This is a genomic window from Capnocytophaga sp. oral taxon 878, from assembly GCF_002999135.1.
Taxonomy (GTDB): domain Bacteria; phylum Bacteroidota; class Bacteroidia; order Flavobacteriales; family Flavobacteriaceae; genus Capnocytophaga.
In genome coordinates this window covers 2,356,075-2,380,777 of the sequence record NZ_CP027229.1, presented here as the reverse complement: position 1 = coordinate 2,380,777, position 24,703 = coordinate 2,356,075, and the positions used below count along the sequence as shown (strand labels likewise).

24 protein-coding genes are annotated in these 24,703 nt (G+C 39.2%); 14 read left to right on the top strand and 10 right to left on the bottom strand.

The features are described 5' to 3' along the window. Positions 1 to 8: 8 nt before the first annotated feature. From C4H12_RS10815 to C4H12_RS10785, 7 genes are all read left to right on the top strand, one after another. On the top strand, positions 9 to 758 hold the full coding sequence (locus C4H12_RS10815) for a helix-turn-helix domain-containing protein (protein WP_174688432.1): 750 nt from the start codon (positions 9 to 11) through the stop codon (positions 756 to 758). A 75-nt stretch (positions 759 to 833) separates the two neighbouring features. Continuing rightward, a complete protein-coding gene (locus tag C4H12_RS10810) occupies positions 834 to 1,211 on the top strand; it encodes a VOC family protein (RefSeq protein ID WP_106098935.1) in 378 nt (125 codons plus the stop codon). Between the two features lie 193 nt (positions 1,212 to 1,404). Beyond that, positions 1,405 to 1,959: an NAD(P)H-dependent oxidoreductase gene (locus C4H12_RS10805; protein ID WP_106098934.1), complete on the top strand. Its 555-nt coding sequence runs from the start codon at positions 1,405 to 1,407 to the stop codon at positions 1,957 to 1,959. 62 nt (positions 1,960 to 2,021) lie between these two features. Further along, complete coding sequence (locus C4H12_RS10800; RefSeq protein ID WP_106098933.1) at positions 2,022 to 2,474, top strand: EVE domain-containing protein; 453 nt, start codon at positions 2,022 to 2,024, stop codon at positions 2,472 to 2,474. Then, positions 2,449 to 2,898 (top strand): MarR family winged helix-turn-helix transcriptional regulator, encoded by a 450-nt coding sequence (locus C4H12_RS10795; RefSeq protein WP_106098932.1) that lies wholly within the window; start codon positions 2,449 to 2,451, stop codon positions 2,896 to 2,898. Before C4H12_RS10800 ends, C4H12_RS10795 begins: the two co-directional genes overlap by 26 nt. 47 nt (positions 2,899 to 2,945) lie before the next feature. Further along, positions 2,946 to 3,239, top strand: coding sequence for a hypothetical protein (locus tag C4H12_RS10790; RefSeq protein ID WP_106098931.1), 294 nt, complete (start codon positions 2,946 to 2,948; stop codon positions 3,237 to 3,239). 77 nt (positions 3,240 to 3,316) lie between these two features. After that, complete coding sequence (locus tag C4H12_RS10785; RefSeq protein WP_106098930.1) at positions 3,317 to 3,694, top strand: VOC family protein; 378 nt, start codon at positions 3,317 to 3,319, stop codon at positions 3,692 to 3,694. Positions 3,695 to 3,756: 62 nt separating this feature from the next. Here C4H12_RS10785 and C4H12_RS10780 read toward each other — a convergent pair whose 3' ends face one another. The 5 genes from C4H12_RS10780 to C4H12_RS10765 all read right to left on the bottom strand — a co-directional run bounded on the left by C4H12_RS10780 (position 3,757) and on the right by C4H12_RS10765 (position 6,127). Next, positions 3,757 to 4,623, bottom strand: coding sequence for a hypothetical protein (locus C4H12_RS10780; protein ID WP_106098929.1), 867 nt, complete (start codon positions 4,621 to 4,623; stop codon positions 3,757 to 3,759). A 3-nt stretch (positions 4,624 to 4,626) separates the two neighbouring features. Beyond that, the gene (locus C4H12_RS13730; RefSeq protein WP_164997602.1) at positions 4,627 to 4,767 is read right to left on the bottom strand and encodes a hypothetical protein; all 141 of its coding nucleotides are present in this window, start codon (positions 4,765 to 4,767) and stop codon (positions 4,627 to 4,629) included. Positions 4,768 to 4,804: 37 nt separating this feature from the next. Next, positions 4,805 to 5,353: a hypothetical protein gene (locus tag C4H12_RS10775; RefSeq protein ID WP_106098928.1), complete on the bottom strand. Its 549-nt coding sequence runs from the start codon at positions 5,351 to 5,353 to the stop codon at positions 4,805 to 4,807. Positions 5,354 to 5,445: 92 nt separating this feature from the next. Beyond that, positions 5,446 to 5,790, bottom strand: coding sequence for a hypothetical protein (locus tag C4H12_RS10770; RefSeq protein ID WP_106098927.1), 345 nt, complete (start codon positions 5,788 to 5,790; stop codon positions 5,446 to 5,448). A gap of 109 nt (positions 5,791 to 5,899) precedes the next feature. Continuing rightward, entirely contained in the window at positions 5,900 to 6,127 is a 228-nt protein-coding gene (locus C4H12_RS10765) for a phosphohydrolase (protein WP_106098926.1), read from the bottom strand. Positions 6,128 to 6,256: 129 nt separating this feature from the next. Here C4H12_RS10765 and C4H12_RS10760 point away from each other — a divergent pair, with 129 nt between their 5' ends. The 4 genes from C4H12_RS10760 to hemL all read left to right on the top strand — a co-directional run bounded on the left by C4H12_RS10760 (position 6,257) and on the right by hemL (position 10,941). Beyond that, positions 6,257 to 7,171 carry a transporter gene (locus C4H12_RS10760; protein ID WP_106098925.1) on the top strand — a complete coding sequence of 305 codons (915 nt, stop codon included), beginning with the start codon at positions 6,257 to 6,259 and terminating at the stop codon, positions 7,169 to 7,171. A gap of 46 nt (positions 7,172 to 7,217) precedes the next feature. Then, positions 7,218 to 8,042 (top strand): mechanosensitive ion channel family protein, encoded by an 825-nt coding sequence (locus tag C4H12_RS10755; RefSeq protein ID WP_106098924.1) that lies wholly within the window; start codon positions 7,218 to 7,220, stop codon positions 8,040 to 8,042. A 664-nt stretch (positions 8,043 to 8,706) separates the two neighbouring features. After that, the gene (locus tag C4H12_RS10750) at positions 8,707 to 9,633 is read left to right on the top strand and encodes a PfkB family carbohydrate kinase (protein WP_106098923.1); all 927 of its coding nucleotides are present in this window, start codon (positions 8,707 to 8,709) and stop codon (positions 9,631 to 9,633) included. A 21-nt stretch (positions 9,634 to 9,654) separates the two neighbouring features. Next, entirely contained in the window at positions 9,655 to 10,941 is a 1,287-nt protein-coding gene (hemL, locus tag C4H12_RS10745; protein WP_106098922.1) for a glutamate-1-semialdehyde 2,1-aminomutase, read from the top strand. A 113-nt stretch (positions 10,942 to 11,054) separates the two neighbouring features. Here the strand turns inward: hemL and C4H12_RS10740 are convergent, their stop codons facing one another. Both C4H12_RS10740 and C4H12_RS10735 read right to left on the bottom strand, forming a co-directional pair. Next, positions 11,055 to 14,930 (bottom strand): ATP-binding protein, encoded by a 3,876-nt coding sequence (locus C4H12_RS10740; protein WP_106098921.1) that lies wholly within the window; start codon positions 14,928 to 14,930, stop codon positions 11,055 to 11,057. Positions 14,931 to 15,803: 873 nt separating this feature from the next. Continuing rightward, a complete protein-coding gene (locus C4H12_RS10735) occupies positions 15,804 to 16,607 on the bottom strand; it encodes a hypothetical protein (protein WP_106099482.1) in 804 nt (267 codons plus the stop codon). A gap of 664 nt (positions 16,608 to 17,271) precedes the next feature. Here C4H12_RS10735 and C4H12_RS10730 point away from each other — a divergent pair. The 3 genes from C4H12_RS10730 to C4H12_RS10720 all read left to right on the top strand — a co-directional run bounded on the left by C4H12_RS10730 (position 17,272) and on the right by C4H12_RS10720 (position 19,324). Continuing rightward, on the top strand, positions 17,272 to 17,619 hold the full coding sequence (locus tag C4H12_RS10730) for a hypothetical protein (protein WP_106098920.1): 348 nt from the start codon (positions 17,272 to 17,274) through the stop codon (positions 17,617 to 17,619). A 46-nt stretch (positions 17,620 to 17,665) separates the two neighbouring features. Next, on the top strand, positions 17,666 to 18,484 hold the full coding sequence (locus tag C4H12_RS10725; protein ID WP_106098919.1) for a class I SAM-dependent methyltransferase: 819 nt from the start codon (positions 17,666 to 17,668) through the stop codon (positions 18,482 to 18,484). 330 nt (positions 18,485 to 18,814) lie between these two features. Next, positions 18,815 to 19,324, top strand: coding sequence for an OmpH family outer membrane protein (locus tag C4H12_RS10720; RefSeq protein ID WP_106098918.1), 510 nt, complete (start codon positions 18,815 to 18,817; stop codon positions 19,322 to 19,324). Positions 19,325 to 19,392: 68 nt separating this feature from the next. Here the strand turns inward: C4H12_RS10720 and C4H12_RS10715 are convergent, their stop codons facing one another. The 3 genes from C4H12_RS10715 to C4H12_RS10705 all read right to left on the bottom strand — a co-directional run bounded on the left by C4H12_RS10715 (position 19,393) and on the right by C4H12_RS10705 (position 24,509). Next, positions 19,393 to 20,052, bottom strand: a complete 660-nt coding sequence (locus tag C4H12_RS10715; protein ID WP_106098917.1) for a LysE family translocator — start codon at positions 20,050 to 20,052, stop codon at positions 19,393 to 19,395. Positions 20,053 to 20,177: 125 nt separating this feature from the next. Further along, entirely contained in the window at positions 20,178 to 22,415 is a 2,238-nt protein-coding gene (gene rnr, locus C4H12_RS10710; RefSeq protein ID WP_106098916.1) for a ribonuclease R, read from the bottom strand. A gap of 570 nt (positions 22,416 to 22,985) precedes the next feature. Beyond that, complete coding sequence (locus C4H12_RS10705) at positions 22,986 to 24,509, bottom strand: leucine-rich repeat protein (protein WP_106098915.1); 1,524 nt, start codon at positions 24,507 to 24,509, stop codon at positions 22,986 to 22,988. Positions 24,510 to 24,703 lie beyond the last annotated feature (194 nt).

Sequence of the window (24,703 nt, the reverse complement as noted above, 5' to 3'; positions counted from 1 at the left end):
ATCACCCTATGCAATCGGTTATACCTGCGGAAGAAAAAGAGGTTACTTATACCGAGTTTCTTCCGTGTGAGGCTTTGCGCTCATTTATCTATTGCTATTGGGAACTGAAATCACCTCTGCGTAACACGCCTTTCTTTTACCGAGTAGTTGCCGATGGTTGTATAGACCTATTTTTTGACTGCAACGCCCCGCAGATGAGTTCCCTTATGGGCTATTGCAATACATACATAGAGTTTCCTATAACGGGGGCTTTCCACTATGTAGGGGTGCGCTTTCTGCCCAGTGCTTTTCCGCTGCTTTTTGGTCAGGATGCTTTTGAAATCAGTGCACAAGAAATCCCTTTGCGCGACGTTGTGCCTGCACTGGCTACTTTTATAGCCGAACAATTGGAAGTTCCTCTTTCGTTAGCTACCATAGCACAACATTTGGACAACTATTTTCTCCGCCACCTATCACAACGCCCTTTGCAAATGGACAACCGATTTTTCTCGGCACTTTTGCAGATATTACAGAGCAAAGGCACGATGCACATCAGTCAGTTAGATACTGGCATCAGTACCCGACAGTTGCTCCGTCTTTTCGACTACTACATAGGTGATAGTCCTAAGACTTTTAGCAATATTGTGCGCTTCCAACATATACTAAGTGCAAAAGCCTATCACAACCATTCTTTTTTAGACACTTATTACGACCAAGCCCATTTTATCAAATCGTTTAAAACATTCTATGGCGATACGCCGAGTAAGGTGTTAGGCTGAAGAATGTCCGTTTTTTACAATCGTATTCCCTGCGCTTGTGGTACTTTTGCCCCGAATAACAAATACATTATCAGAATGAAATTAAACGCAGGTATTATTACTGAGAAATTAGCTGAGAGCAAGGCTTTCTACACCCAAGTATTGCAATTTGGCGTTACTTTTGAAAACGACTTTTATTTGCTGTTGCACACCCCCAATCACGAGGCAGAAATTAGTTTTTTGTTGCCTAACCACTCTTCGCAACAGCCTCTCTTCCAAAAACCTTTTACCCAACAGGGTGTATACCTCACCATTGAAGTAGAGAATGTAGATGAGTATTACCACAGCCTAAAAGAGCAGGGCGTACCCATTGCCATAGACTTACGCGAAGAGCCTTGGGGCGACCGCCATTTTGCTATTATAGACCCTAACGGCATCGGTATTGATATCGTAACCTATTCCGCACCTGAATAAGATATTGAAAATAAAATACAAAACCCTCCCCGCTTATAGAGAAATCTACCAGCGGGGAGTTTTTATATCCCTAACTCATAGTAATACCTACACCTCAAAAAAAATATTTATAAAATAACATATAGTAAGTTTGCTTATTATATAAAAACATATTACCTTTGCGCCCGAATAAAGAAGTAAATTTAAATTATATATGAATGTTTTAATTATCAACGGGCATCCTACTATGGAGACGTCTAACGCCAACAAGGCTATTTTAGAAGAAGTAAAACGCTTGCTCCCTGAGGCTGAAGTAAGTAACTTGCAAGCTCTCTACCCTAACTATCAAATTGATGTAACTGCCGAACAAGCTAAACTTGTAAGAGCAGATGTAATTGTATGGCAATTCCCTGTGAATTGGTATTCGCTTCCTGCCTTGCTGAAAAAATGGTTAGACAACGTGTTTTCACACGGCTTTGCTTATGGCGACAACAAGCTGATGGGCAAGAAACTTATCCTTTCTTTCACCACCGGAGCACCTGAAGAGGCTTACCAACACGGTGGCGCACAGAACTATCCGTTTACCGATTTTCTCAACATTCACCGCCAAACTGCCAATCACTGCAAACTGCTTTTCCAAGAGCCTGTAATCTCTTATGGAATGAAGTACATTCCAGAGGTAATGCCCAAAGAAGCACTTACAACCTTACAACAAAGAGCCAAAGATCACGCCGCTCGATTGGTTGCGCAAATCAAAGAATTAAGCTAATTTTGCAATTGATAAAAATCGCCGTGTAGCAGTGTGTCACACGGTTTTTATTCCATTTATAAATGAAAAAGAGACCTATCAAATATTGGATTATCGTGGCGAGCAAAGACCACGTACAAATGGGCGTTGCGGGAGGATTTGCCCAAGCTTGCCACGGAAAGGCACAGCCTTTGAAGCGTATGCAGGAGGGAGACGGTATTCTCTATTACTCTTCCAAACGCTATTTTGGAAAGGAAGACAAATGCCAAGCCTTCACGGCTATTGGCAGAGTGAAAGACGAGGAAGTCTATGCCTTTCAGATGAGTGAAAATTTCCGTCCGTTTAGGAGAAATATTACTTTTGTAGACTGCGAAGAAACGCCCATAGCCGACCTTATCGAGCTATTGGAGTTTATCCCCAACAAAAAAGCGTGGGGATATCCTTTTCGATTTGGTATTTTGGAAATATCCGAGAACGATTTTAAACTTATAGCCTCTAAAATGTTACACAATGACCTCTCAGCACTCAATTTTTAGTTTAAGAGCCGAAGAAAGCTCAGGGCTTTTACTTTGGCAAGTAAGTATGTTATGGCAACGCGGAATCAAAAAAGTGTTGCAACCTTTCGACCTCACACATCCCCAGTTTGTACTCTTGGCGAGTGCCCAGTGGTTCGCCCAACAAGGAAAGGAAATCACACAGGTATCTTTGGCAAATTTCACTAAGATAGACCCAATGACTACCTCACAAGTGGTGCGCACTTTGCAGAGCAAAAACCTCATTACAAGGGAAGAACACAAGACCGACACCCGCGCCAAAGTAGTTGCTATCACCGATAAAGGTGCCGAACTCATTGCGCAAGCCGTCGCTAAGGTCGAGGCTTTCGACGATGAATTTTTCAGTATTTTGGCAACCGAACAGCCCTCGTTCAACGCTCAACTGCACAAACTTTTAACGAATTAAAGAAGAACTAAGTATTTTTAATCTTTTAAAATTAAGATATATAATAAATGGATCAAAAACCAATAACAATAGAAGAATGTAAAAAAGCCTATAAGAGCTTAGTTGAAAAAGGATATTTCTCAGAAGAACACATTTTTGATCTCTATATTGATCATAGAGACAAAGAGTTGATAGAAGTACTACATAAAATGGGATATGAAGGAAATCTTCACGCAAGGGGAGATCTTTATCCTGAATATGGTGCTTTTTATTATGTTATTGATACAGATAGAATAAGTATGGATGATGCAAAAAAAATAATGGATGACTATATCAAAGATTGGAAAGATAGTAATAAATAAAACTTTGTCCGTTTTTTACAATCGTATTCCCTGCGCTTGCGGTACTTTTGCCCCCGAATAACAAATACATTATCAGAATGAAATTAAACGCAGGTATTATCACCGAGAAATTAGCCGAGAGCAAGGCTTTCTACACCCAAGTATTGCAATTTGGCGTTACTTTTGAAAACGACTTTTATTTGCTATTGCACACCCCTAATCAGGAGGCGGAAATTAGTTTTTTGTTGCCTAATCACCCTTCACAACAGCCTCTCTTCCAAAAACCTTTTACCCAACAGGGTGTATACCTCACCATTGAAGTAGAGAATGTAGACGACTATTACCACAAGTTAAAAGAGCAGGGTGTACCCATCGCCATAGCGCTTCGCGAAGAGCCTTGGGGTGACCGCCATTTTGCCATTATAGACCCTAACGGTATCGGTATTGATATAGTAACCTATTCCGCACCTGAGTAAGATATTTAGCATAAAAAACCCTCCCCACTGGTAAAGAATACTATAAGTGGGGAGGGTTTTTATTAGTTACTCTTGATTTTCTCTATTATTTCCGTATAGAACGTAGTTATATTAAGTCCGTATTGGGTATATTCACCTTTTTCTATAAACTTTTCGCCTGAGAAATAGATTTCTTGGGTGTAAGTAGTGTTATTTTTGGGAGTTTGTCCCTTTATTTCGAAAACGAGCTTATCAGCATCTATATATTTTCTTTTCTTGTCAAGTGAAAAAGGTAATTCGGGAACATTGGTATTTACTTTTCCTGACATTCGAAGACCTTTATCATCGTGTGCTGCATATAAAGTACTATAAACAGTGGTATCTGCTTCGTTGAGGACAGTGCCTCCATACATTTTTAGGTTCTTTTTGTATTTGTCCTTAGTGCTTATCATAAATACTTCCGTATCTATAAAATAATCCCCGAATTGGTCGTCTAAAAAATCTAAAATAGTCGCAATATCCCTCTTTTTGAATATTTTTTTTCTTAAGAAATGACTGTATTCTTCACTGAGTACATAACTATCTCTATTTACACGTATGATATTAGGGTTTTCAACGTAAAATAAAAGTGTATGGGTGTCATTTTTATCGCCTATAAGTAGTTGTAGCTTATCGGAAGCTATTTTTTTCGTAGTGAGGAAGTAGGAAAAGGCATCTTTTTGCGCTATATCCTTTGGGGTATCTTTTTTATGGACAAATAAAGTATCCTTTCTACGATTAAAGCGCAAAAGGGTATAGTATTCACGGCTCTCCTTTCTGTCGGGGAGTAGTGAATCAGTTTGGTTGTCTATGGCATAGCTTTCGTATTGAGTCCTAACTAACACTGCTTTTTGTGCCAATAGCATATTTTGTCCTAAAAGAACCAATAATAGAGTGACTATTCTTTTCATTTACTATTTGCTAATTTCCTCAATACGTTTGTTGAGTTTTTTCAATTTCTTTTTGATTTGTTTTTCTTGGCGTTTGGCACCTCGTAGGAGCTTCTTGGCAAACTTTTTTTGCTTTTTGCTGATGTGCTTATTAAAGGCAAACATTACATCAGCCGATGCTGAAGCGTGTGCATATATTGCTTTAAAACTGCTTGGTAAATCCTAAGGATAGGTAGGGAACTAGGTGAGTTCGTTCTATTACTATATTATTTTTCTCATAGAAACCTCCCATTACTTGGCTTCCTAAGGCAATATAGGGCTGTATATTGCTTCTTGATAGAGATAAAAAGCAAACTTGTACCTCTGTGCCTAAGCGCATAAAAAACCAGCTTGAAAGACTCTCTCTATTAGGAGAACTTAGCACAAAATGAGTTTCTGAACGCAAGGAAATAGCCTCATTGCTGTAGAACCTGAAATTACCACTAAGCCCCATTCCTGAAGACATAGAGCGTGCTTTCTGATTCTGCTCATCACGGAAAGAGGTATGCCCATATTCCAAAATAAATCCCAAGCGGAACTTCTCGGAGAAGCTATAGCCTATACCTAAGTCTAAATGGATTTGGCTCATTGCCATCTCATTACTGAGGAAATTACTTCCAAAAGAAAAATGGGTGTCCTGATAAATTCCCTTTTGTGCCAGCCCTATATGAGCAAATAATAAGGTAAAAATACCTATAAGTATATTTTTCATAAATAAATGTTTATCTTTTCTTGAGGGCGAAAATAATATTTTTTTGTATATGGAGCAAATCAATGGCAATGTTATTCTGAGTAAGCAGTAGTTTACTTTATTGTTTTCTCCATCTTCTCAATGCGTTTGTTGAGTTTTTTCAATTTCTTTTTGATTTGTTTTTCTTGGCGTTTGGCACCTCGTAGGAGCTTCTTGGCAAACTTTTTTTGCTTTTTGCTGATGTGCTTATTGAAGGCAAACATTACATCTTTGTATTTGCCTACTAAAGAATTTTTTGCATTTTCTTTGTCTTCGAGAACTTTGGCAAGTTTGGCTTCCAATCTTTCTTTTTCGGCTTGTAGCTCGGTAAGGGTTGAGGGTTGCTCTTGAGATTGTGCTACTGCAATACCTCCTAAAAACAGCGCAAATAGGGCTGCTATCAAAAATCTTTTCTTCATTTTTTTGTATTTTTTCTTTTTAAAAAGGGTGCAAAGATAGTTATAATTAGCAAATTAGCAAATTTGTTAATTAGCGATAAACTGAATGTGGTACTTATTTGTGGTACTCTTATATTTCCTCAAAATACCTATCCAAATGGTAGTATATTTCCATATCTTTGTCGGAAGTATCTCGTAATACCATAAAGTGACAATTTTTCTCGGCATTAACGAATACAAAATTGTGTTCGCCGAAGTACACTTGGTATCCCTCATCTACTAACGACCAAACTTCACCCGCTTTAAAGCTGAAAATATCATTTTTTATGCGATAGCTCTTTCCTACTTGCAATTCCATAATAATATGTTTTTTGAGCTACAAAAGTAGTAATAATTTGTTAATTATCTTTACCTTTGCCGCAAATTAATAGATAAATTGAGAAATAGGGTTATTCATATATTAAAGAATTGGACGCTTCCTGTATCGATGGGTATAGGAGTGGTGGCGTACTTGGTGTTTTATTACGTGCCGGCATTGGAAGAGGCTTCGGTGTGGTTTGCTGGATTTTTTAACAGTATATTGCCGCTGTTTATGTTCCTCATTCTGTACGTTACCTTTTGTAAGGTTGATTTTAAGAAGCTGGCACTTGTGCGGTGGCACTTTTGGACGATGCTGGTACAGTGCTTACTGGTAGGGGTGATAGTGGCTGCTATACTTGGGTGGGGCATTGGTGGAAAGGAGTTGGTACTTTGGGAGAGTGTACTGGCTTGTATTATAAGCCCAGGGGCGGCGGCAGCTGCGGTGGTGACTTTGAAACTTGGGGGTAATTTGGAGCAGATGACTACTTATACTTTTCTTTCGAACTTGTTATGTGCGCTGCTTATACCTATCTGTTTCCCGCTGATAGAGCCTGCTTCGGGAATGACCTTTTGGGGTGCTTTTGTGCTGATAATGCAGAAAGTATGCTTGGTGCTGGTAGTGCCTATGCTGCTGGCACTTCTTACTAAGAGTTTGCCACAACTGCATCGGTTTCATCAATGGTTGATACATATACCTGACCTATCGTTTTACCTTTGGGGTTGCTCACTAATGATAGTTACTGGTACTACGCTGAAGAATATTTTCCATGCGGGTACAGGGGTAGGTTTTTTGCTTATTATAGCTTTTTTGGGGTTGGTGTTATGTGTGTTGCAATACGCTATGGGGCGTTATATAGGGAGGTTTTTTGGTGCGCGGATAGAGGCAGGGCAAGGCTTGGGGCAGAAGAACACTGCTTTTGCTATATGGATAGCTAGTACGTATCTGCACCCTCTATCGACAGTGGGACCAGGTTGTTATATACTTTGGCAGAATATTATCAACTCAATAGAAATATGGAAAAAAGGGAAATACGCTGCTTAATTGGCTAATTATTTGTACTTTTGCGGCTTTAAAAAAACAAATTATAATGAACGAAATAAGTAAACCAAACATTGAAAAGCTGTTTAACGATTGGGTAACAGGATTGCTGAATTTTATACCTACCCTTGTGGGGGCTATAGCGCTGTATTTTGCAGGGAAGTATATTATTCGGTTTATTATCAGATTCTTGAAGCGCATTATGGAGCGCCGTGAGGTAGACCTTGCGATGCGTAACTTCTTACTGCAAGTGGTGCGCTGGGTGCTTTACATTGCGCTGTTCTTGATGATAGTGCAAATAATAGGCTTGCCTGCGACGCAGTTTATTGCTATACTTACCAGTGCCTTTGTGGCGGTGGGCTTGGCGTTACAGGGATCGTTATCAAACTTTGCGAGTGGTATAATGATACTGGTGTTTAAGCCTTTTAAGGTAGGTGATACTATTGAGGGTAATGGGCAAAAGGGAACGGTGAAGAACATTGGCTTATTTGCTACTGTGCTGAACAAGCCTGATAATGAGGAGGCTATTATCCCGAATACGCAACTTTTCAGTAATAGTATTATTAACTATAGCCGAGAGGAGAAGCGGCGTGTGCATTTGCTTGTGGGTATAGGATACAACTCGAGCATTGAGAAGGCACGTGATATACTGCTGGAGGTGGCAAGGAATGAGCCTAAGGCACTGGCGGAGCCTGCTCCTGTGGTGTATGTGGAGGAGCTGGCGGATAGTTCGGTGAATATTTCATTGCGCTATTGGTGTCTTAATAGTGATCGTGGGGAGTGTTATTTTAGGAGTTTGGAGGCTATTAAGAAGGGGTTTGATGCTGCGGGTATTGAGATTCCTTTCCCACAAGTGCAGGTGCATAGAGATTAGGGGATAGGAGTTAGGAGTTAGGGGATAGGAGTTAGGAGTTAGGGGGTAGGAGTTAGGAGATAGAGGGTAGATGTTTTATTGATAATAAGGACAGCTGTTAAGTGGAGATGCTTGACGGCTGTCCTTTTTTTGGGAGTTAGGGGGCAGGAGAAGTTAGGAGTTAGAGGATAGGGGATAGGGAATAGTGGTTGAGAAAAATGAGGAGAAAATAGGAAAAGGGTGAGAATAATGTAGGGTTTGGGGGATTTGGTTGCGGATAATGCAAAGGGAGGGGTTGGGGGTGAAGGGTCTGATTATCAGGGTGGTAATGTTTATCCTTCGTTTATAGTTCGTTTATCCTTCGTTATAGGTTCGTTTAAAGTAGGTAAAAGATAAGAGATAAGAGGTAAGAGGGTGGGGATGTAATGGGTTGATTATTAGTGGAAAGGAGTTAGGAGATAGGGAATAGGGAGGGGATGGGGATTTTTGCATTATTCGTAATTTAGGGGGTAGGAGTTAGGAGATAGGGGATAGATGGGGAGGGGAGGATAGATGGGTGAGGGGTGGGTAAGGAGAGCGGCAGGGAAGGGGAGAAAGAGTAAAGACGAATGATAGGCTTGTGATTTGGAAATTATTTTGTACTTTTGCAGCCTGAAACCTGAAACTTCAGCCCTAAAGACAAAAGATGAGCAAGTTATTAATATTGGGAAGCATTGCCTTCGACCAAATAGAAACCCCCTTTGGGAAGACGGATGTTATTATGGGCGGCTCGGCTAATTATATAGCCCTTGCTGCTTCGCAGTTTGAGGTACCTCAAGCTGTGCTTTCAATTGTAGGGAGTGATTATCCTAAATCTTACCTAAACTTATTGAGCCAACGAGGTATCCGCACTGAGGGTATTGAGGTGGTGGAGGGGGGTAAAACCCTTTTTTGGAGTGGGAAATATCATAATGATATGAACCAGCGGGATACGCTTGATACACAACTGAATGTGATTACTAACTTTAACCCTGTAGTGCCAGAGGATTTTCGCGATGCTGAGGTGTTACTATTGGGCAACCTTCACCCTAACTTGCAAATGGATGTGCTACAACAAATGAGCAGTAGGCCTAAGCTGGTGGTGATGGATACTATGAATTACTGGATGAACCATACGTGGGAGCTGCTTCAGGAAATGATAGCTAAGGTAGATGTACTGACTATCAATGATGAAGAAGCGCGGCAGCTTACGGGTGAATACTCACTGGTAAAGGCAGCCCAACGTATCATAGGGATGGGGGTGAAGTATGTAGTGATTAAGAAAGGAGAACACGGAGCGCTGTTGTTTCATAAGGATAAGGTATTTTATGCGCCTGCATTGCCTCTTGCTGAGGTGTTTGACCCTACAGGAGCGGGAGATGCCTTTGCGGGGGGTATGGTAGGATATCTTGCTAAAACGGCAGATTATTCATTTGAAAATCTTAAGAATGCTATTGTTCACGGATCAAACATAGCTTCATTTTGCATAGAGAAATTTGGTGCAGAGCGCTTGTTAAATCTTAATAAAGAGGAACTTTACCGCCGCTTGCAACAGTTTAAGGATTTGACCCAATTTGACATTCAACTAAAATAACAGATAAGAGGAGGAACTACTATGATTTACAAAAGAAGTAGCGAGCTATTTGCTGCAGCGCAACAAGTACTCCCAGGAGGAGTGAATTCGCCCGTACGTGCTTTTAATGCCGTAGGTGGGCATCCTATTTTCATAAAAGAAGCTAAAGGGGCTTATCTTACTGATGAGGATAATCGTAAATATATTGACTATATAGCCTCTTGGGGTCCGCTTATTTTAGGGCACGCATACGCTCCTGTAATAGATGCTGTAACGGAGCGTGCGCAGAAAGGAACTTCATTTGGTATTCCTACTGAGGTGGAGGTGCAGATAGCTGAATTGGCAGTATCGATGGTACCTAATATAGATAAGATACGCTTTGTGAACAGTGGTACTGAGGCTTGTATGAGTGCAGTGCGATTGGCTAGAGGGTATACTGGTAGGGAAAAGATAATTAAATTTTCGGGTTGCTACCACGGACACTCGGATGCTTTTCTTATTGAAGCAGGGAGTGGAGGAGCTACTTTTGGAAGTCCTAATAGCCCTGGAGTGACACAGGGTACAGCTAAAGATACGCTTTTGGCGAATTATAATGATTTGGCATCGGTAAAGAGACTGTTTGAAGCTAACCCTAACCAAATAGCGGGTGTGATTATAGAACCTGTGGCCGGTAATATGGGCTGTGTGCCTCCTGCGGAAGGCTTCTTGGAAGGCTTGCGAGAGCTGTGTACTGCCAATGGGGCTTTGCTGATATTTGATGAGGTAATGACTGGTTTCCGTTTGGCTAAGGGAGGTGCGCAAGAGGTGTTTGGCATTAAGGCTGATATTGTTACCTTTGGGAAGGTAATAGGTGGTGGGCTACCGGTAGGGGCTTTTGCGGGTAGTAAAGAGGTGATGAGCTATCTTGCTCCTGAAGGGCCTGTGTACCAAGCAGGTACCCTTAGTGGTAATCCTTTGGCAATGAGTGCGGGATTGGCTATGCTTACTGCCCTGAATGAGCAGCCAGAGGTATTTGATAGTTTGGCACAAAAGACAGCTTACTTGCATGAAGGGTTTGACAAGGTGTTAAAACGTGCGGGTATTCCTTACCAGATAAATAGTTTTGGCTCGATGTTTACGCTCTTCTTTACAGAAGCACCTGTTACGGACTTTGCTTCATCGGCTAAGAGTGATGTAGTGCGCTTTAGGAAGTATTTTCATGGAATGCTACGTGAGGGGGTTTACTTGCCTCCTAGTGCTTTTGAAAGCTATTTCTTAAATGATGCTTTGACTTATGCTGATTTGGATAAGACTATTGCTGCCCTAAATAGGGTTATAATGGAGTTGTAAGAATAACAATATACAATAAAAAAGGCTGCTAAGTTTTGTACTTAGCAGCCTTTTTTATTTAGCTATAATCAGTTTTAGGAAAAATAACTTTGTTGTATAGTGAAACTTAGTTCCTACCCTCTAATCTGCCAATTAGCAAATTTACGCTGATAATCAAAACCAGCACTCCTAAGTATCTTCTCTTTATGCAAATCTTCCAAATAAGCCAAATCACCCTTGTACAAAGGCTTGCTCAAGCATTCAATAGCAATAGGCGTACCTGTACTGGGTTTTAGTAGTATATCAATAGTATATCCACCAAAATGATAATCAAGGAAAATATCCTTATCAGGGTGTTGTGCTTTTAACTGGGCAAAAAGCTGCTCTTTAAATAAGTTATGATGCGAAGTACCACCTTCATTCTGTTTGTGCCCATATCGGTCTAATTCTGCTAAAATTTCCAATCTTGCAGCATCATTACCTCTACTTACTGCACGGCAGTATGACAAATAAGCATATAACACTGCCCTGCGGTTATTAGCTCCCTCAGCTGCCAACGCTTCCTTATAAGCCTCGAATACCTCCACAGGAATAGAATTACACACATATATTTTCTCCTTAGCACGCGTAATAATCACATTTAGTAGTTTATAACCCTTAGTATGATTCAGCGGACCAAAACTCTGTACGAACTTGCCGCTTTTCTTCTTGCCATAAGTAACCGAAAGGATAATAATATCACGCTCATCACCCTGTATATTCTCCAAATTCTTGATAAAAAGCCCCGCACTTTCCAGCGCAGCCAGCTTCTCACCAAATGCCATATCACTATTCTGTTTCAGCAATAACTGTTTGCGTATGTAATTGCGTTGGGTAATGTTAAAAGTAGCTATACCTACCGATGGGTAACTACCATCAGCACGCATCTCAATACCTTCCAATACCTTTAGTACCTCATCAGCTTCTTCTTTGTTTATATGTTCTTCAAATACACCATCTATTTGCCTGAACTCTATAGGCGTATACTGTTGGGTAGTAGGCAATGGGCGCAAGCGCGAATTATAAAATGCATGATTAGAAAAGTCTATAAGGTAAGGATGTCGTGAGCGGTAATGAAAATCTAAATGGTTCTTACTAAACTGATATTCAAGAGCATAATCCAATAATGACTCTATATTCAGCATTGCATCTTTATAGCTTATCACTTCATCTTCAGCAAGTTCTTCATCCTCATCATCTACATTTCCTTCAAATACTTTACTAAAATAATTAGAAGGCGGCATCTGGTGCTCATCTCCTGCCACTACTATTGTTTTACCTTTCAACATCGCAGGAAGATTATCCTCCAATTTTAACTGACTCGCCTCATCAAATACAACATTATCAAAATAAAAGTTCTTACCCTCAAAAAGATTACAACAAGCATCAGGAGTAGTAAGCACTATCGGGAAAAAGGTCGTAAAAAGGTCAGTATCAGTCATTGCTATCTGCCGCAAAGGCAAGCGGTTATGCTTCTCACTCTTGCGCTTATTGTACAAGTTCGCTACTGTAAGCTCTTTATTTCTCTCTTCAAAAGCCTTTACCGCTTTGCGCTGCTCTCCATTCCAATATCCCTCAATATACAACTGTTGGGTAGAAGCAAATGTCTTAATAAGTTTCTGGAAATCAGCATAATGATGTACACTAAAATTCATCGTATCATCAGCATTATGCCGCAGCAAAAGCTTGTAGTAAGCCGTCAGGAACGAAGCCTCCCAGTGCGTTACTCCTTGTAATGCCAATACACATTGTTGCTGAAAAGTATTTAACTTCAACTGCCAAGCATACCACCCATAAGCAGCCTCCAAGCCCTTACCTCCCTCCTGCAAATAACCCTCATAAGTAGCAAAAAGCTCAGTTGCAAAAGCCGAAAGCTCTGCAAAACTCTGCCCACCAAAAGGTTCCTGTAGCCAGCCATCAGTACGCTGCTGCCCAATAAAAGCCTTAACAGCACTCACCACAGCTGTCAGTTCAGCAGTAGTATATTGCGGCGGAATATAATTTAGCAAGTCAAGTGATTGAAAATCAGCCGACACTTTACTATTGAAATCCGCTTGCGATTGTGCTATAACACTGCTATATTGCGCTATTTCTGCTTTATTAGCCCATAAGTCAGCCGTAATATTTATCAATCCAAAATTCCGATGCAAGCTAATAGCCTTTATCTCTGTACTCAGCTCCTCCAAACGCTTCCTAATACGCAAAACCTTCTTCTTACTACCCGAAAAAAGTGCCGAAAGCCTATAAAAAAAACTATTAGTACGTTCAGCGTGGAACACATCATCCACCGGACTAAGGGTAGCCGTAAGCAATTCATACTCATTCATAATCGCACCAAGGCTATTAAGCTGCTGTGCAAACTCATTCTTGCGCACCTGCTCATAACTCTGTTGGTAAGCCATTACCGCTTTCTCTATCGCATCCCACTGTTGTTTATATCTTTTAAATATTTCTGCCACAGTTTGTTGCGTATTATATAAGTTATCTGCTACCAATTTTTCTGGTCGAAACAAAAACCCTTTATAATACGGCTTAAAAGCATTCCATAACCGTTCCCCTTGCTCCCACAAAGGCAACAGCTGCCCCCATTCCTCCTCATCAAAACTAAAACTCAAAGCCGATACATTCACCTCCTCAGCCTCTCCCTCGTATGCCATTAGTGCCCCTACTACATCCATCCACGTACTACCCCCCACCAAAGGCGTATTCATCTTGTGATGAATAGCATTAATTTGGTCTTTATACCCCTGCATAGCCTCTATCTGCGTAGCAAGTACCTTCTCCGGATAAGCCTCCTCCTCTTTCCTAAAATCAACAGCATCAATAGTATTGCGCACAGCCTCTACAATAAAACGCCTATCAGCTATCGCATCCTTAATCATAGTACAATACTTGCCCAAGCCCTTCTGTTGCAAAGCATTATATAACACCTCCAAAGCCGTCTGCTTCTCACACACCACCAGCGTCTTTTGCCTATTCTGCAAAGCATTTATAAGAATAGCCGTAAGCGTCTGGCTCTTCCCCGTCCCCGGCGGACCCTGTATCAAGATCTTCCTTTGCCTTTTCAGCTGCTCCAAAATACACTGTTGCGAAGGGTCTGTAGCTACCGATGTAAAACTATTAAATCCATCATTGTCACCAAATTCTTTTGCCTCAAAACTATTAATCAGCGTATCGTAATCATTAATAATATTCTGCTTCTGCACCTCAAAAAGAGAAAGAATACCACACTTCTCTATCAAAGCATCTCCTTTGTTAGGCAGTAGTTTCTCATATTCAGCCTTACTCTTTAACGGCAAAATCTCAGCATAGTTATTCAGCAAGAAATCCAAATCCTGATTCACCTTCAGTTGCCCCAACAAATCATTACACAAAGCAAAAAGTTCAGGCTTATCAATCTTACCATCCTCCAGCATCTCATCAGGAATAGGTTTAAGCACAATCCCCGAATCCGTCTGTAAGTGGTTCACCAGCACCTCATTAATATAAATCGGGTCATCCTCATTACGGCTTATCTCCCACGTATTCATCTGCGTAGTAGGCTTCATCTTTACCGTCCAAATCAAGATAGGCGCAGCCGTAAGCTGCCCATCACTCATATCACGACGCAACAAAATAGGAAAACCAAACCCCAATGTATTCACCCCCTTTTCCGATACAATCACCTCATTCTGAAAAATAAGAGTCTCAATACTCCCCACAAGTTTCTCCAATGCATCCTCATTCTTAGCCAATTCCTCAGCCGTTTCCTTACCCGTAAGCTGCCTATCATGAATCGAGAAACTAAATTTCACATTCCTAAGAGTAGTAAGATCCAAAATAAAACGCTCCGGCAAACTCTTAAAAATAGCCGATAAACGCGCTATATCCAGTTTATAACGCGACGAAGCAGGGATAGCATTCAAATGCACCCCCCTCCTATTCCCCACTTTCAGTTTCGCTTGCAAAGCAGTAAAAACAGTCTTATTCATTCTTATATTTCAGATTAAAAGAGTTCAAAAACTCCGAAAATTCAATTCTACATAGTTCAGCCCACAAAAGTACAAAACAAATTCAATAATCCAACACCCATCTATCAAAATTTTACGCCGAAAAACCAAAACACCACTACCCTCTTTATTCACTCTTCCCCATCTATCACCCAAAATCTAACCCCTATTTCCTCCCTCCTCTCCCCTAATTCCCACCCCATCTAACCCCTATCCCCTAACTGCTCTCCCCTAACCCTACCCCCTATCCCCTAACTCCTACCCCCTAAATTGCGAATAATGCAAAAATCCCCTCCCCCACCCTATTCCCTATCTCCTAACTCCTTTCCCCTGATAATCACCCCATTACATCCCCACCCTCTTACCTCTTATCTCTTATCTTTTACCTACTTTAAACGAACCTATAACGAACTATAAACGAACTATAAACGAAGGAAAGACATTACCATCCTGATAATCAGACCCTTCACCCCCAATCTTTCTCTTTACATTATTCGCAACCAAATCCTAAAATCCTTACATTATTCTCACCCTTTTCCCCTTTTCTACGCATTTTTCTCAACCACTATTCCCTATCCCCTACCCTCTAACTCCTATCCTCTAACTCCTATCTTCTCAGCCTATTCCCCCTCTTCTATCCCCTATTTCCTCTCTCCTAACCCCTAAAAAAAGACAGCCATTAAGCATTTCCGCTTAACAGCCGTCCTTATTATTAATAAAACATCTACTCCCCATCTCCTACCTCCCTCTAACTCCTATCCACTAACCCCTATCTCCCCCTACCTCCTTCTAACTCCTACCCCCTAATTCCTATCTCCTCCCAACTCCTACCCCTCACCTCTTATCTCTTAACTCCTACCTAAAATAAGTAATCTCCCTCTCCGTAATACCCACTATTTTACTATCAATATAAGTTTTTCTCAACACCCAATTCCCCTGTTTATCAAAAATATGCTCAAACCTCTGATTATTCACACCCACACACACACCCTTCTTATCATATTTATATTTAAGCACATCAGGAGTCGTAACCCCCTCTACCATAGTACGTTCCACTACCCTACCCTCACGGTCATAACGCAATGAAAGCCGCATTTGCGCAGCCTCATTACCCTCAGTAATCATCCTAAGCAGCGTGCGCCTACCCTCTTTATCAAACTCCTGATAAACCTTTACCTTATCCCTACTTGTAGTCAATTCACCCTCCACAGCATTACCTGCAGCATCCCATTTGCTAAAAACATAAGTCTGAACAGGAGTAGCCACCCCAGTTACCAATACAGAGTACTTCATCATTCTCCCCTTATCATCATATTCATACACCCCTTTTTCATACAATTCCACTCCATTTCTCCCCCTAAAAGTTTTAACTTCAAGCATTTTACCCAAGTCATTATAGCTATATTCATAGCGTAATTCTATCCCACCATACTGCATAAAGTTCATCAAAACTTTTCCCGAATCATCAAAATCATACCCATTAGTAGTCGATAACCGCTTCTGTTGCACATTCCCATTAAATACATCATATACACGCTCAGTATACGATTTCACCTCACCCACCAATTTCTTCTCTTGTCTGCTTGCTGGGGTGTTAATCATTTGTGCCACCCCCAATAAAGGTACACATAACAAAGTTAAAAATAATCCTTTTCTCATAATATACATTTTTTATATTTGAAGAAAATGTTCCACGTGGAACATTTTACGTCAATATTTAATCCGATGCAAAGTTCTAATATTTTTCTCAAACTACCAAATCCACATAACATTATACAAGCAATACAAAAAGTAATAAGTATATAAATAACTAATTATCAATATATTATTTAGAAATAAAACCCCTATACTCACACCCCTCATACCCTCCTTTTTCCCCTTGCAACCATCTCAATACAAAGCCTTAATTATACTTTTCACAGCTTCCAATTATCCCAATACACACCACTTTTTCCTCTCCAAGCACCTTCCAATTATGCAAAAACACACCACTTCTCCCTATCTCAGCACCTTCCAATGACCCCAATACATACCACTTCTCCCTATCCCAACAGCTTCCAATCACCCCAATACACACCTCCTATTTCTCATCATTTAGCACCATACAAGCCGCATACACTCTCACACCTCACACCCATCTCAATACAAATCTCTTATTACTATTATCAAATCACACAGAAATCTATTAATCAATTACACCTCCCACCTCTCACCCCCTAACTCCCACCCTTTAACTCCTATCCCCTGCCTCCTATCCCCTAACTGCTACCCCCTTGCTATTTAATAATAATTTTGTATTTTTGCCCCTGAAAAGCCAAAAACAATGAAATGTTTTATCTATAACAAATATTTAGTACCCAAAGGGTTTAGCGGCATTACCCTCTACCCTTTTGTATTCACTAATAACAAAAACCTCCTTACCGACCCGTACTTTATCAACCACGAACGCATACACCTGGCACAACAACGCGAACTACTCATTATCTTTTTCTATCTGTGGTACCTCACCGAGTTTGCACTGAATTATCTCAAATACAAAAACAAATACACCGCCTACCTCAATATCAGTTTTGAACGCGAAGCATACACTAATGATCACAACCTCAAGTATTTAGAAACCCGTAAGCCCTACGCATTCCTCCGAAAAGAGAATACAAAAAGTAAAAAATAAAAGCATAAAATGTTCCACGTGGAACATAAGTAATACACATCACCTTATGAATATAACAGATTATAGCATATCACACGAAACTTTTAAGCTCGAGTACAATCCACAATTACAACTATACCACACCACTCCAGTACCCGAAAACCTTAGCACTTACTACGAAAGTGAAAACTACATATCACATACCGATAGTCACAAAACCCTCACCGATAAACTCTACCAGTGGGTAAAACAATACAACCTTCAACACAAAATAAACCTCATTAAAAAATATAAAAAAGAATCCATCAACCTTTTAGATATAGGAGCAGGTACCGGCGATTTTGTACTTGCTTGCCAAAACCATGCACACTGGCAAGCCACAGGTATCGAGCCAAGTACAAAAGCACGTATCAAAGCCCAAGAAAAACAACTCATTCTCCACCCCGATACCACCAACCTCCTCCCCCACTCCTACAATGTAATTACAATGTGGCACGTACTTGAGCACATCCCCGATGTAACTGCACAAATACAAACCATCAGTAACCTCCTCACCCCCGATGGTATAGTAATTATAGCAGTACCCAACTATCTCTCTTGGGATGCACAACATTATAAAGAATATTGGGCAGCCTATGATGTACCACGTCACCTATGGCATTTCTCTAAATACAGTATCAAGCAACTTTTCTCCCAACAAAACTTCCAACTCCTTGCCATCCACCCTATGCTCTTTGATGCCTTTTATGTAAGTATGCTCTCCGAAAAATACAAAACCGGAAAAACCTCCCTCCTAAAAGGATTCCTATCAGGTATTCGTTCCAATTACTATGGTTGGCGCAAAAAAGAATATTCATCACATATCTACATATTAAAAAGAAAATAATAAATCTCATACCCATTTCACATATCACACATAACATACACACTAAAAACAAAAAAAGCACCTAAATAGGTGCTTTTTTAGTGTTAAAATACTAAAAACTTAAAATAAGACCTTTTTAAGATACTTCTCAATGCTCTTGGAACTCTTATATTACTTTTAAAAGAAACGCTATAAAAAAGGCTGTAATGAAGTTACTTTTAATAAGAAGAATTTATATAATTATATGAAAAGTATAGATTATAACTATACAATCAAAAACTCAGAAAAATTTTATTAATACGCAAAACTTTACTAATTTTGCACTCAGAATAAAAATAATGATTTTCAAAAATGAAAAAACTCATCATCGCAAGTATCACTGCCCTCAGCCTTACAGCCTGTACCGATAAAATAGGATATGTAGATAATGCCAAACTCATCAATGGCTATCAAGAAAAAATAGACATCAAAGCAAAACTTGATGTACAAGTAACCAACTACCAAAAAAAACGCGATAGTATATCACAAGCACTACAAGCCGAAGTATTGGCTTTTAACAAGCAAGCCGAAAGCCTCCCTGAAAGTACTCGCAAAAAAAGATACAATGGCTTATTCCAAAAAAGAGAAATACTCCTACAAAAACTTACCAAAGAAGAACAAGAACTAAAAGCCGAAACCCAAAAACAACTAGATTCACTTATTACCAAAATGAAGAAAAATATACGTGAATACGGTAAGAAGAAAGGATACAGCCTTATAATAGGCGCTAATGATAGCGGTAACCTACTATACGGAAGTGAAAGTAAAGATATTACCAATGATGTATTAGAATATCTTAACCAACAATATAAAAACAAATAGCACTACCAAAAAAAATAACAATTATCAATTAACAGTTAAAATTGTTCATTGATAATTGTTATTTTTTTTTATTTGCTATTAATTAAATGTATGAAAGCTTGTAATATCAAAAATATACCAAAAATAAGTAGTACTATACTAATACCTCGCTTAATTTTATATATGTGGAAAGCTGTTAAGCGGTTCTTAAGTCTCTTGGCTATCAGTATTTTAATTACATCAATAGCAAAATAGGCTACCAATATAGAAGTAAAAAATAACAATATACGGGTACCATTCATATCAAGCTTAGGACCAAAAACAATAATAATACCAAGCCAAAAACCCAATACCCCTATATTGATAAAATTCAATAAAAACCCTTTAATAAACAGACTTAGATAATTCACCTTCTCAGCTACTACTAAGTGGGCATTCTCCTTATTATCCATTACCTTCCTAAAATCCTTCTTCAACTTGATGAATGAAATAAGTCCGTAGGCTATCATTATAAGTCCGCCCACAAAAAATAGCTTAGGATCATCTTTAATTTCTCTAAGCATACTACTTGTAGTGAAATATACTATGCCAATAAAAGTAGCATCGGCTAATATTACCCCTGCATCAAAAATAGCAGCTGCCCTGAAACCCTTGGTTATTGCTGTTTCTAGCAATACAAAGAATACAGGACCTATGGTAAAAGCCAGTAGCAAACCCAATGGCAAAGCAAGTAGTATATCAGCAAACATATATCTTAGCTAAATATTTTTTATAATCAGCAAAGGTAATAAAAAAACAACTATTAACAAAAAATAAGAGGAGAAGTTTTTAATACTTCTCCCCTACTCTGTTGGTTATTAACTATTTACAATAATTAATCATCGGTGCTAATAAGCTCAAAATCTAATTGTTTTTTCATCAAATCGGTGTTTTTAACACGTACTGTTACCTCATCACCTAACTGGTACATACGCCCTGTAGCTTGCCCTACCAAGGCGTATTGTTGTTCATCAAAGGTGTAATAATCATCTTTTAAATCACGAGCACGTACTAAGCCTTCACACTTATTTTCATTGAGTTCTACATAAATGCCCCATTCGGTAACACCTGATATAACCCCAGCAAAATACTGGTTTTTATGGGCTTCCATATATTTTACCTGCATATACTTGATAGAATCACGCTCGGCTGATGCTGCTAAACTCTCCATCTGTGATGAGTGTTTGCATTTTGTTTCATACTCGGCTTCATTTTGTGAAGGAGCATTATCTAAATACAGTTGTAAAAGCCTATGTACCATTACATCGGGGTAACGGCGTATAGGTGAGGTAAAATGTGTATAATAATCAAAAGCTAGGCCATAATGCCCTATATTTTTAGTTGAATATGAGGCTTTTGCCATAGAACGTATAGCAAGTGTATCAACTAAGTTTTGTTCTTTTTTGCCTTTTACTTCTTCTAAAAGAGAGTTAAGTGAATCGGTAATGGTTTGCTTATTATTAAGATTTAGGGCGTAACCAAACCTGCTTATCACGCCATTGAGCTGTTGTAACTTATCATTATCGGGTTCATCGTGTATGCGGTATACAAAGGTTTTCTTCATATTGGCTACATACTCAGCTACTTTTCTGTTGGCCAGTAGCATAAACTCTTCAATAAGTTTGTTGGCTTCTTTGCTTTCTTTAAAGTATACGCCTGTAGGATTGTCATTCTCATCAAGTTCAAATTTTACTTCTATCTTATCAAAAGTGATAGCTCCTAAACGCATACGCTTGCTACGTAATTTTTGTGCTAAACTATTGAGAGTGAGGATAGCATCAACTACTGTGGCTGGTACTTCTCTATCGGTATCGGTAATAGAAGTATCGGCAGGAATAGTGTACCCCTCCCCTACTTTGGCTTGCTCAATTACTGATTGAGCTTCTTCATAGGCAAAGCGAAAAGATGAGTGTGTGGCTGTTCGTCCTATCCATACATCTACTACTTCGGCTCTTTTATTCATCTCAAATACTGCCGAAAAGGTGTATTTATCTTCATCGGGGCGAAGTGAGCAGGCGTAATTGCAAAGTACCTCGGGTAACATAGGTACTACCCTATCAACTAAATATACTGAGGTAGCGCGATTATAGGCTTCTTCATCAAGTATGGTACCTTCTTTTACGTAGTGAGATACATCGGCTATGTGTACTCCTATCTGATAATTTCCGTTCTCTAACTGATTGAATGAGAGGGCATCATCAAAGTCTTTGGCATCACGAGGATCGATAGTGAAGGTAAGGGTATTACGCATATCACGGCGCTTACTTATTTCTTCTTCGGTAATGGATACATCAAGGGCTTTGGCAAATTGATCTACCTCTTGGGGATAGGTATAAGGCAAGCCGTATTCGGCTAAGATGGAGTGCATTTCGGTAGTTTGTTCTCCTGGTTTGCCGAGTACTTGTTCAACCACTCCTACGGGTGAATCGCTCTTATCATTCCATTTTTCTATACGTACCACTACCCTATCGCCATCGGTAGCGCCATTTAAACTTTCTTTAAATACAAAGAAATCGGTATACATACGGGGATCGGAAGGTACTACAAAGGCGAAGTTTTTGTGTAGTTGTACTGTTCCTACGAAACGTTCTTTTTTGCGTTCTAATATTTTAGTTATTTCGCCTTCCATCTTGGCACGGGTACGGAAGCGTGGAAATACGTATACCTCTACCCTATCGCCGTGCAAACCTTTATTGAGGAAGTTGGCAGGTATGAAGATATCTTGCTCTAAATCGTCAACTACTACATAGCCGTTGCCACGTGAGTTTACATCGAGTATACCTTCATAATAATGGCGTACTGGGATGGCTTTGTATTTACCACGATCTACTTCGGCAATGCGTTTTTTTTCGGTAAGCTGGGTTAGTTGTTTTACAAGCATATCGCGGCGTGGGGAATCGGTAATGTGTAGCTTGGCGGCTATTTGCTTGTAATTAAAGCTTTCTTCGGGGTGCTCATTGAGTACTGAGAAGATGGCTTTGCTAAGTTCTTGCTTATTGCGTTTGGCCAGGCTTTTATTCTTTTTTGGTTTTCCTGATTTGCCTTGTTTATTCTTAGTTGTTTTCTTAGTCATTATCTTTTTAGTCTTTTAGTTTTAGTAATTAGTTGTTTTCTGTGAACCAATGATGCAAAGGTACGTATTTTTGAGTTATCAACCATCATTAATTTAAAAATAAAATTTTTTTTTAAAAAAAGAAAGGGGATATTATTATTAGGGTGTGGATATGGCTTATAATTTTATGCTTAAAAATTTGCTTTTTTGGGTTATTGTGTGTTATGGGATGGTTATTAACAATGGTAAATGATATATTTGTTTTTAAATGAGTATTTTAGCTGAATTTGTTGATAACTATAAAAGTTATTATTGAGTATTTTTTGTTGATAATTATTTTGCTTTGTTATTGTTAATAACTGTGTGTTATTTGTGGATATTTGGCTAAAAAATAAATTTGCTTTTTTGGTTTGGGTGTTTGTATATACGCATTTTTAAGTTGTGCAAATTTATTTATTACTTTTGATTAGAAAGTTATAAACAAGTGGTAAGGCTGGGGCTGGTGGGTTATTAACAGGTGTTAATAGTGTAGTGAATAAAAAAAGGCTGCTTTAATGAAGCAGCCTTTTTGTATGTTTACAATTTAAATTTCTATCTAAATTCTGAGATATCTTTTACTGACTCTGCTGAACCAGCTCTGAAGTTACTTTCGCCGAATTTATCTTTGAAAATTCTTTTTCTAGGTGTACCATTTTCTAATCCTTCGGGATTATTAATATATAGATATCTAACGCCTGGTCCTAAGGTAAATACTTGTGCTAAGTATTTGTCGTGTTCTTCTGGATCTTCATATTTTCCATTTACTAGGGTAGCTGTTATAGGGCCTAATCCTTTTGGGAGATTACCTCTGAATGCTACGTGCTGAAGGGCAGAACAAGAACTGAAGGCATATTGTCCTAAGTGTGTTAAAGTTGCTGGGAATTCTACTTTTGTTAATTTCTTGGCATTACGGAAAGCTGAATCACCTATTATTTTTACATTAGGCATTATGATTGTGGTAACATTTACAAGAGGGGCTACGTTATCTCTTCTACTTGTAAAGAGTTTGCCTTCAATTTCGGTAACGTTATTGAAGTTAATTTCTTGTACGTTAAGCTGACCTACGAAAGCGCCTGCTGCTACTTTTTTGGCATTGCTTGGTAATACTACTTTGGTAGGTAGGGTTACGCCTGGTTTTACTGTTAGTACGCCATTGGCATCTACATTGAAATAGGTATTTGCTGTGAAATTAACTACTTCGAAGCTTAGGTTAAGTGTTTGCCCATCGCCATTGGTAAGGGTGATAGCAGCGGTACCTGCATTTTTACCGGTAATGGTGAATCCTGTTACTTTTTCGCCTGTTTTTTGTCCTACATTATTTTTTACATCTTCAGTAACTAATGTAATATCGGCTTTACCGTTATTTGAGGTTACTTTCACTCGGTCATAACGTCCGTTTTCTACGATATTGGTGTTATATACTCCGGTAAGCGCAACGGTTTGGTTATCGCCCACGGTAATTTGTGCGGGTAGTGTAGGGGCTTTGAAAGGTACGATTACGTATACAGGGATACTGATTTCTTCATTAGAGCCATTATCTTTGATACGGATATCGCCGCTAACTCCTTCGCCAACACCTTTTACGAACAAATTGTTACCAGCTTGGCGTACGGTAGCTACTGCGGTATTAGGAGCTTCAATAGTTATGTTGCCAGAACTTTTAATTACACGGTTGGTAATCTCTACTTCTACGCCTCTTTGTAGGAAAAGAATAGAGTTATCTACCTGTAGTACAGCTGAAGGGTTGTTATTTTTTTGAGGGGTAACTGTTACTTGTACGATAGCTCTGTTGCTACCTTCGGTAATAGTAACATTGGTTTTACCTTCTTTAACACCTGTTACTTTTACAAGGATAGTACCATCGACAGCATCGGCTTTGGCAATGCTTTCGTTATCTGATTTTACTTTGGTACTTTTTGCAGTTACTCTAAAAGTTTCTACTTTACCTGCTTCTACAGTTACTGCTGATGTTGATACAGAAAATTTTTGGTCGTCGCCATTATCTTTTTTGCTGCACCCAGTAAGAGCAGACCCCACAACTACAGCTGCTGTTAAAATAAGGGTTGTAGTTTTCATTGCTAAATTTTTTTAATATTAAAATTAATTATTCTTTCTTAATGTGCTACAAAAGTAATACTTTTTTTTGAATTGGCAAAATATTTTTGTAGAAAAATTTGTGATATTTTTCAGCGTTTATTTATAACTTACTGAAATACAGTGCCATAAAGTAAAAAAGAGTTAGGCAAATAAGTATATCTTACCTGCTAACT

Coding starts and splice junctions, on each gene's coding strand:
- C4H12_RS10815 (WP_174688432.1), top strand. CDS start 9: ATGCAATCGGTTATACCTGCGGAAGAAAAAGAGGTTACTTATACCGAG.
- C4H12_RS10810 (WP_106098935.1), top strand. CDS start 834: ATGAAATTAAACGCAGGTATTATTACTGAGAAATTAGCTGAGAGCAAG.
- C4H12_RS10805 (WP_106098934.1), top strand. CDS start 1,405: ATGAATGTTTTAATTATCAACGGGCATCCTACTATGGAGACGTCTAAC.
- C4H12_RS10800 (WP_106098933.1), top strand. CDS start 2,022: ATGAAAAAGAGACCTATCAAATATTGGATTATCGTGGCGAGCAAAGAC.
- C4H12_RS10795 (WP_106098932.1), top strand. CDS start 2,449: ATGACCTCTCAGCACTCAATTTTTAGTTTAAGAGCCGAAGAAAGCTCA.
- C4H12_RS10790 (WP_106098931.1), top strand. CDS start 2,946: ATGGATCAAAAACCAATAACAATAGAAGAATGTAAAAAAGCCTATAAG.
- C4H12_RS10785 (WP_106098930.1), top strand. CDS start 3,317: ATGAAATTAAACGCAGGTATTATCACCGAGAAATTAGCCGAGAGCAAG.
- C4H12_RS10780 (WP_106098929.1), bottom strand. CDS start 4,623: ATGAAAAGAATAGTCACTCTATTATTGGTTCTTTTAGGACAAAATATG.
- C4H12_RS13730 (WP_164997602.1), bottom strand. CDS start 4,767: ATGTTTGCCTTTAATAAGCACATCAGCAAAAAGCAAAAAAAGTTTGCC.
- C4H12_RS10775 (WP_106098928.1), bottom strand. CDS start 5,353: ATGAAAAATATACTTATAGGTATTTTTACCTTATTATTTGCTCATATA.
- C4H12_RS10770 (WP_106098927.1), bottom strand. CDS start 5,790: ATGAAGAAAAGATTTTTGATAGCAGCCCTATTTGCGCTGTTTTTAGGA.
- C4H12_RS10765 (WP_106098926.1), bottom strand. CDS start 6,127: ATGGAATTGCAAGTAGGAAAGAGCTATCGCATAAAAAATGATATTTTC.
- C4H12_RS10760 (WP_106098925.1), top strand. CDS start 6,257: ATGGGTATAGGAGTGGTGGCGTACTTGGTGTTTTATTACGTGCCGGCA.
- C4H12_RS10755 (WP_106098924.1), top strand. CDS start 7,218: ATGAACGAAATAAGTAAACCAAACATTGAAAAGCTGTTTAACGATTGG.
- C4H12_RS10750 (WP_106098923.1), top strand. CDS start 8,707: ATGAGCAAGTTATTAATATTGGGAAGCATTGCCTTCGACCAAATAGAA.
- hemL (WP_106098922.1), top strand. CDS start 9,655: ATGATTTACAAAAGAAGTAGCGAGCTATTTGCTGCAGCGCAACAAGTA.
- C4H12_RS10740 (WP_106098921.1), bottom strand. CDS start 14,930: ATGAATAAGACTGTTTTTACTGCTTTGCAAGCGAAACTGAAAGTGGGG.
- C4H12_RS10735 (WP_106099482.1), bottom strand. CDS start 16,607: ATGAGAAAAGGATTATTTTTAACTTTGTTATGTGTACCTTTATTGGGG.
- C4H12_RS10730 (WP_106098920.1), top strand. CDS start 17,272: ATGAAATGTTTTATCTATAACAAATATTTAGTACCCAAAGGGTTTAGC.
- C4H12_RS10725 (WP_106098919.1), top strand. CDS start 17,666: ATGAATATAACAGATTATAGCATATCACACGAAACTTTTAAGCTCGAG.
- C4H12_RS10720 (WP_106098918.1), top strand. CDS start 18,815: ATGAAAAAACTCATCATCGCAAGTATCACTGCCCTCAGCCTTACAGCC.
- C4H12_RS10715 (WP_106098917.1), bottom strand. CDS start 20,052: ATGTTTGCTGATATACTACTTGCTTTGCCATTGGGTTTGCTACTGGCT.
- rnr (WP_106098916.1), bottom strand. CDS start 22,415: ATGACTAAGAAAACAACTAAGAATAAACAAGGCAAATCAGGAAAACCA.
- C4H12_RS10705 (WP_106098915.1), bottom strand. CDS start 24,509: ATGAAAACTACAACCCTTATTTTAACAGCAGCTGTAGTTGTGGGGTCT.